Below are 6,847 nucleotides of genomic sequence, written 5' to 3'. Positions count from 1 at the left end.
GATTGCTGTTCTAAATAATCAAAATATTCTTTTACTTGGCTTAAAGCGGTTGAATTTGAGTAAAAAGTTGCAAGGCCTAACAAATGCTTTTTGAGTAAAGTCGGTGAAATAGACACCAATTCTTGGCTTTCACTTTCCCGTATATAGGCTTGTAAAAACTGGTTAAGCGCTTGACCGGTAAAGGATTTGTTGATCCATTTTTGGGAGCTTGATTGGACATAGTCCCCCCATTGCCCAATATTTTCGTCATTAAGAGTTAAATAGGATTCTACTTCGGTATATTGCGCAACTTGATAGAGACTATCATCGTATTCGGCTAAGAGTGAAATATCTTCTCGGCTACCAATCAGTACCAATTTGAAATTAGACTGAATAGCCGGGAGCAGATAAGGGATATTATTCACAGCATTTTGTTCGAATGAACCGAATAATAAAGCCTGTTTTAATTTGTCCCACTGCGTGATATCCAATAATAATGAGTTAACATTCAGCAGCAGAATACCGTTGTTTGCTTGTTGAATTGCCCCCGTTACGTTTTCTACTTTATGTTCTTTTTCTAGGTAAATGCTATAACCGAATAAGTGATTACGACTAAATTCCGTTTTGGTAATCAGAGGAGATACAAGATTTTCGGCAAGATAATGTTTAATATCTTGGATAAATTCAGGGAAGGTTTCCGTCTTTATCACTAATAGCGAACCAAATTGCCCACGTTTGAATTGGTCAATCGCTTGTTTTGCATTGGGTTGGAAATCAAAGAAGCCTACTTCATTACTCGTTTCTTTGAATGAATGATGTAAGGTGAGAGATTGCCAGTCTAATGGGGTTAAATTCACGAAAATGCCTCATAATAGAAATTTGGTTTATTATACAGAATTCCGTTATACTTGCCTAAGTTTAAGCAGTGTGAAGAGAAGAAAATGCGCTATCAAAAGTTAGAGATTCAAGAAGCGAATTGGAAATGGAAGTATTTGCTCAAGAAGCATCGAGAAGGTGAAAATATCACGAAGCACGAAGAAACCAGTTTGATTGAGCTGAAGGTTCAACTTTTAACGACGCTTCAACATTCGCCGGAAGAAATCGAGCAATGGATTAAAACGGAGATGACGGCGGAGCAACGTAAGAAAATGCGCCAGTCGATTCGTGCCAAGCGTAAGCGTTTTTTTAATGCGGAGAAACCAACGACGAAGAAAAAATCGATCGATTTAGAATATGCGAGTTGGTTACGTTTATCGAAGTATTCGAAGGAAAGAGAGATGACATTGTCCGAAGCTATCAATCATTTGATTGACGAGTTGGAAAACCAGCATATCTATTTGGATCAGATGGAAAAAATGAAATCCAGCCTAAAAGACTTGCTGAAATAAGCGGTCGTTTTTCACCGAAATTTTGCAAAAAAATATGAGCGATACGTCTAGTGCTCATAGTGTTCTTATCAGTAAATACCGGCTTAGAAAGTTACTCTCACACCAGCACTCACAACATTGTTATGACCTTTACTTTTCGTAAGTTTTAAATCGTAGTTAACATATAACGAGGTGTTTTTGTTCACTTCCGTTAATGCACCTACACCAACCCACGTTTTGCTTTTCGCAAGGCCGATACCTTTCACATCGAATTTTGCATCCTGTAAACCGGTATAGCTTGCTTTAAAGCTAAGATCTTCATCATTAAACGCTTTTTGGTGATTTACATAACCTTGAAGGGTTGTTTTCATCCCTGCAACGTTTACATCTAATGATGTACGTAAACCAACAAGTCCGCTAGTTTGTTTACTGTTTCTGCATTTTCAAAAGTAAGCGCCTGCGCTGACGCATAAATTTGACCAGATAAGCTATCTAAGACTACGCTTTACGTATTAGCATTTGCAATGCTGTTTTGTAAAACAGCCGCTTGTTGTGCAAAAGAGTCATTCGTTGCAGTTGTTGTGCCTTTATTTTCCTCAATTTGTGAATCTAAAGTGGTGAAACTGTTTTCTAAGACCATAGCAACATTTTCCCACATTGCTTCGCCAGAGGTTGTTTCGTTCACATAATCCGCAACATTTTTACGGCTAACCGTTGCACTGATTTCATTCTCGCTGGTTTTAACTGCCGTCGCATTTAATAAACCAGAAGTTTCGATCGCACTAAAGTTGCCTTTAATTGCAGTATCAGAGGTAATTGCAGAAGTTGTTACACCTTTTGCTGTAACATATTGTGCTTTACCATCTTTTTCTGCGGTTAGTGCTAAGGTTGAATTATTTAAATCCACTTCACCTTTCACATTTAAGTTAGAACCTAAATCTGACACTAACGTACTTTGCGCTGAAGCGATGTAGTTATTGTTGATGGTTGAATAACCTTGGTTAACAAACGTACCTTCGTTATTTACGCCATTTTCTAACGTTGTACTGTTTGCAACTAAAGTACCACGATTACCTACATTGACTTTTGACGCATATTTCTTACCGTTAATGGTGATTGCACCTTCGTTTAAGGTTGTTACGCCTTCAAAAGTACTTGCACCTGATAAGACAAGTTCACCTCTACCATTTTTAACTAAGCCGGCGTTACCGTCAATATCATTTGAGAACTCATAACGTCCAGTTGGGATATTAACAGTCACGTTATCTGCAAATGCAAGGCCTTTGTCAAAACGTGCAGGACCATTGGTAGCTTTTTCAACATTGAGTAAACCCCAACCATATACATCATCTACGCCACGCGCACCGATATCGGTTGCTGTGGTTAAGATAGATTGTTTGATCAAGTTACCATCCATCCAATGATATTTTTTTCACTAATGCTGCAGTACCTATTACGGCCGGCGCAGCAAATGATGAACCACTTGATACTACGTTACTCCCTCTTAAGTTGAAAACGTAGTCACCCATTGCTAAAACGGTCTAATTTTTCGCCACACCTGATTGAGAGTATGGTAATAAATTGCTCCATTCAAAATTACCTAAACTGTTAGAGCTTCTTGTCGCTAACGCAACAACAGAAATCCAACCCTTCTCCAATTCCGGCATATAGTGAGGTAAACCTGCTTGAACGCTCGGATCTTTGTCACCACGGTTGTTACCCGCAGCCCAAATAAATAACCCGCCGTCTTTTACTTTATTTTTATCAGCCCTGTGCCTTATATCTCCGCCCTAAAGAACGGAGTTTTACGGCACAGGGCTGATAAATCAGTAAGGAATGAAGATGAAATTAGTGAAGCAACTCGGTTTTTCTGCATTTGTACTGGCACGATTGCCGCTTGCGTGAATACTCACCAAATGAATAGCAAAGCAGAACAAGGCTATATGCAAATGAAGCAGCAAAATGCGCGAGCAATCGATAGAACGTCTGCAACAGCCAAACGGGTACAAACCATATTTAATCGTATGAAACCTCATGCTGAGCAAGCCAATACAACAGGCGTACCGTTCAATTGGGAAATTACCGTATTCCATTCAAAAGAATTAAATGCATGGGCAATGGCAGGTGGAAAAATGGTTTTTTACACCGGGCTTGTTGAGCGCTTAAATATGACGGATGATGAAATTGCAACCGTTATGGGACACGAAATGGCACACGCATTGCAAGAACATAGTAAATCCGCTTATAACGTCGAAATGACGACCGGTATTTTAGGTGCGGTAGCCGATGCCGCAGTGTCTGTTGCACTTGGAACGGATACCGGTGGCTTACTTAGTACTGGCACGGATTTAATCGTAAATAAACCGTTCTCTCGCAGTCAAGAAACTGAAGCGGATGAAATCGGTTTAATGCTAATGGCTCGTTCAGGTTATAACCCTTCCGCTGCACCAAATGTATGGGTAAAAATGAGTAAAGCGGCTGGTAATTCAGGCATTTCTATCTTCTCAACTCACCCATCTAATGAAGAACGCCAAGCAAACCTTGAACGTCTGCTTCCAGAAGCGATGAAAGTATATAAAACAAGCAAAAGATAATGTGATATATCCTAAAGCTAAAGGCAGATCATAAAAACGATCTGCCTTTCTTTTTGTTGAGCAAAAAATGACCAATACTTTTTTGAACTTGCTAACATTTGTGTATAACATCATAACTTATTGTTTCTATTATGGAATTTAGCCATTTCTTTATGATGTTCAAAGTTATTCACGATCATTATTCCGATCTATCACAATTTTATCCACAGATAATGGGGATAAATAGATCTCCGATGTGAATAAAACTCAACAATCACGGCGTAATCTGTAAGGTTATCCATATACTTGCCGAATTATTCTCTAAAAACACTGATCCTCTTACAAAAAAAGATCGTATATTGATCTAAAATAAACCTGAATTATCCCACCAAATAAAAACAAGGAGTTAATGAAGTTATTCGATTAGAATACGCATTCGTTTTACAACTTATCCACAGAGTTATCTACAAAATTGGCTTTAAAGGTTGTTCTAAGACGGAAAGTGTGAAACAATCTCATCCATTTTCTCTATTACCTAAAATAAATAAGGTGGTTCAGTGATCGATTTCGATGGCTACCGCCCAAATGTTGGTATCGTCATTTGTAATAAAGCAGGACAAGTTCTGTGGGCAAAACGGTTTGGACAAAACTCTTGGCAGTTTCCGCAAGGCGGAATTAACGAGGGCGAAAACATTGAAACGGCAATGTACCGTGAGCTTTATGAAGAAGTCGGCTTAACCAAAAAAGATGTACGATTATTATGGGCGTCTAAATATTGGCTGAAATATAAATTACCCAAACGCTTAGTGCGTAGTGATGGTTCTCAGCCAGTGTGTATCGGGCAAAAACAACGTTGGTTTTTGCTACAACTTCTCAGTGATGAAAATGCAATTGATTTAAAAACAACCAAAAGCTCGGAGTTTGATGGCTGGCGTTGGGTAAGTTTTTGGTATCCGGTGCGTCAAGTGGTTTCGTTTAAGCGTGATGTGTATCGCAAAGTGATGAAAGAATTTGCCGTGGTGTTATTAAATGAATCGAAAAAAGTAGAAACGGTTGAAAAACCACGTATAGAACGTACGGAAAAACGAGATTTTCAAAAGCGTGACTATCAAAAACGTGAATTTCGCAAGCCTACTCGTGCGTGGAACAATCCGCATCAGAAAGGAAAATCGTAATGATAGAAGTATTTTTGAGTTGTCTTGCATTAGGTACCGTCGTTGGCTTTTTAGCAGGTTTATTCGGTATTGGCGGCGGTTTAATTATCGTACCAAGCTTAGTTTACTTATTACCGATGGCGGGTGTAACACCAGAAAACTTGATGTCTGCTGCTTTAGGTACATCGTTTTCGACCATTGTCATTACCGCATTTTCTTCGGCACAACGTCATCATAAATTAGGTAATGTTGATTGGAACGTCAGTAAGATCTTTATTCCGTCTATTATGATTTCGGTATTTCTCGCCGGTCTAGTGATCAGTGGATTAGATGCCAAATTGATGTCGAAATTATTTGCGATTATGGTGATTTATTTAGCCGGCCGTATGATTTTCTCTTTGAAAAAAGAGCAAAAAATTAAACCGCTTACGACTCAAGGCACTATTATTGCCGGTGGCGTTATCGGAGCATTATCCAGTGTTGCGGGAATCGGCGGTGGTGCTTTTATCGTACCGTTTCTAAATAGCCGAGGCTTAGAAATGAAACGTGCAATCGGTACATCATCCTTCTGCGGGGCATTTTTAGGCTTATCCGGTACAGTCAGCTTTATCGCAAGCGGTTGGAATGTCGCAAGTATGCCGGATTACTCTTTAGGCTACGTTTATTTACCGGCATTATTCGGTATTACGCTAACTTCCTATTTCACCTCTAAACTCGGGGCAAATGCGGCAAATGTGTTACCGGTAGCAACCTTGAAAAAAGCCTTCGCAGTGATGTTAGTTGCGATTGCGATTAATATGTTTTTAAAATAGCTCGATTTTACTTACTCCCCTCTACTCCAGAGGGGAATTTTTTTAAAGGAACAATATGAACGAACAATTTATTCAATTTCCACAAATTGATCCGATTATTTTTAGCCTTGGTCCCATCTCCCTACGTTGGTACGGTTTAATGTATTTAATCGGCTTCGGTTTCGCTTATTGGCTAGGTATGCGCCGAGCAAAAAATTCCAGTGGCGTTTGGACAACCGAACAAGTTGATCAGCTTATCTATACCTGCTTCTGGGGCGTAGTATTAGGCGGACGTAGCGGCGATGTGCTTTTCTATAATTTCGACCGCTTGTTACAAGACCCGATGTTTCTATTTCGTATTTGGGAAGGAGGGATGTCATTCCACGGTGGTTTAATTGGTGTGATTGTTGCAATGATTTGGGTTTCTTTCCGTCAAAAACGTAGTTTCTGGCAAACATCAGATTTTATCGCACCGCTAATTCCGTTCGGACTTGGAATGGGACGTATCGGTAACTTTATCAATGATGAACTTTGGGGACGTGTCACCGATGTTCCTTGGGCGGTATTATTCCCAAGTGGTGGCTATTTACCTCGTCATCCTTCGCAGCTCTATGAGTTTTTCTTAGAAGGTGTGGTGCTGTTCTTCATCCTTAATTGGTTTATCAAAAAGCATCGTCCGGCTGGTTCAGTCGCCGGCTTGTTCTTAATCGGTTACGGTGTGTTCCGCTTCTTAGTCGAATATGTACGTGATATCGACCCGAATGTGAACACTGTAGATGATTTGATTACGCGAGGCCAATTATTATCATTACCAATGATTATCGGCGGATTAGTGATTATGATTTGGGCATACTCCCGTAAAAAAGCATAACGACAAGCGGTTGAATTTGGTGGAAATTTTGCAAATTTCTAATGAAATTCAACCGCTTTTTTGTTGCCCGAATTTTGCGATCCGGTTCGAAAACACACAAAATTGGGGATAG

7 protein-coding genes and 2 pseudogenes are annotated in these 6,847 nt (G+C 39.7%); 5 read left to right on the top strand and 4 right to left on the bottom strand.

The features are described 5' to 3' along the window. Nucleotides 1-836: AAA family ATPase (locus tag HMPREF0027_RS12820; RefSeq protein ID WP_005624829.1), on the bottom strand; the 836-nt coding region annotated here is incomplete at its 3' end. A gap of 84 nt (nt 837-920) precedes the next feature. Here HMPREF0027_RS12820 and matP point away from each other — a divergent pair. Next, entirely contained in the window at nt 921-1,367 is a 447-nt protein-coding gene (matP, locus tag HMPREF0027_RS09895) for a macrodomain Ter protein MatP (protein ID WP_044024516.1), read from the top strand. Between the two features lie 83 nt (nt 1,368-1,450). On the opposite strand, the pseudogene HMPREF0027_RS12815 reads toward matP, so the two are convergent. The 3 genes and pseudogenes from HMPREF0027_RS12815 to HMPREF0027_RS12805 all read right to left on the bottom strand — a co-directional run. Then, nucleotides 1,451-1,720 (bottom strand): annotated as a pseudogene (locus HMPREF0027_RS12815) (autotransporter domain-containing protein); the annotation flags it as partial. A gap of 131 nt (nt 1,721-1,851) precedes the next feature. Next, nucleotides 1,852-2,763, bottom strand: a complete 912-nt coding sequence (locus tag HMPREF0027_RS12810; RefSeq protein WP_005624821.1) for an autotransporter-associated beta strand repeat-containing protein — start codon at nt 2,761-2,763, stop codon at nt 1,852-1,854. A gap of 124 nt (nt 2,764-2,887) precedes the next feature. Then, nucleotides 2,888-3,079, bottom strand: a complete 192-nt coding sequence (locus HMPREF0027_RS12805; RefSeq protein ID WP_244261877.1) for a S8/S53 family peptidase — start codon at nt 3,077-3,079, stop codon at nt 2,888-2,890. A 109-nt stretch (nt 3,080-3,188) separates the two neighbouring features. Here HMPREF0027_RS12805 and HMPREF0027_RS09880 point away from each other — a divergent pair. The 4 genes and pseudogenes from HMPREF0027_RS09880 (at nt 3,189) to lgt (ending at nt 6,735) form a co-directional block, all read left to right on the top strand. Further along, a pseudogene (locus HMPREF0027_RS09880) lies at nt 3,189-3,940 on the top strand (M48 family metallopeptidase). A 536-nt stretch (nt 3,941-4,476) separates the two neighbouring features. After that, nucleotides 4,477-5,094 carry an RNA pyrophosphohydrolase gene (gene rppH, locus HMPREF0027_RS09875; RefSeq protein WP_005624814.1) on the top strand — a complete coding sequence of 206 codons (618 nt, stop codon included), beginning with the start codon at nt 4,477-4,479 and terminating at the stop codon, nt 5,092-5,094. Next, nucleotides 5,094-5,885 carry a sulfite exporter TauE/SafE family protein gene (locus tag HMPREF0027_RS09870; protein WP_005624813.1) on the top strand — a complete coding sequence of 264 codons (792 nt, stop codon included), beginning with the start codon at nt 5,094-5,096 and terminating at the stop codon, nt 5,883-5,885. The genes rppH and HMPREF0027_RS09870 overlap by 1 nt, the downstream gene beginning before the upstream one ends. A 55-nt stretch (nt 5,886-5,940) precedes the next feature. Beyond that, a complete protein-coding gene (gene lgt, locus HMPREF0027_RS09865) occupies nt 5,941-6,735 on the top strand; it encodes a prolipoprotein diacylglyceryl transferase (protein WP_005624811.1) in 795 nt (264 codons plus the stop codon). Nucleotides 6,736-6,847: the final 112 nt, after the last annotated feature.

This window comes from Actinobacillus ureae ATCC 25976, assembly GCF_000188255.1.
Classification (GTDB): domain Bacteria; phylum Pseudomonadota; class Gammaproteobacteria; order Enterobacterales; family Pasteurellaceae; genus Actinobacillus; species Actinobacillus ureae.
Note: the sequence above shows the minus strand (reverse complement) of the source record. Positions and strands in the feature narration are given on the sequence as shown.

Excerpts from the sequence above, each read along its gene's own strand:
- HMPREF0027_RS12810 (WP_005624821.1), bottom strand. The coding sequence starts at position 2,763 with ATGGATGGTAACTTGATCAAACAATCTATCTTAACCACAGCAACCGAT.
- matP (WP_044024516.1), top strand. The coding sequence starts at position 921 with ATGCGCTATCAAAAGTTAGAGATTCAAGAAGCGAATTGGAAATGGAAG.
- HMPREF0027_RS09870 (WP_005624813.1), top strand. The coding sequence starts at position 5,094 with ATGATAGAAGTATTTTTGAGTTGTCTTGCATTAGGTACCGTCGTTGGC.
- lgt (WP_005624811.1), top strand. The coding sequence starts at position 5,941 with ATGAACGAACAATTTATTCAATTTCCACAAATTGATCCGATTATTTTT.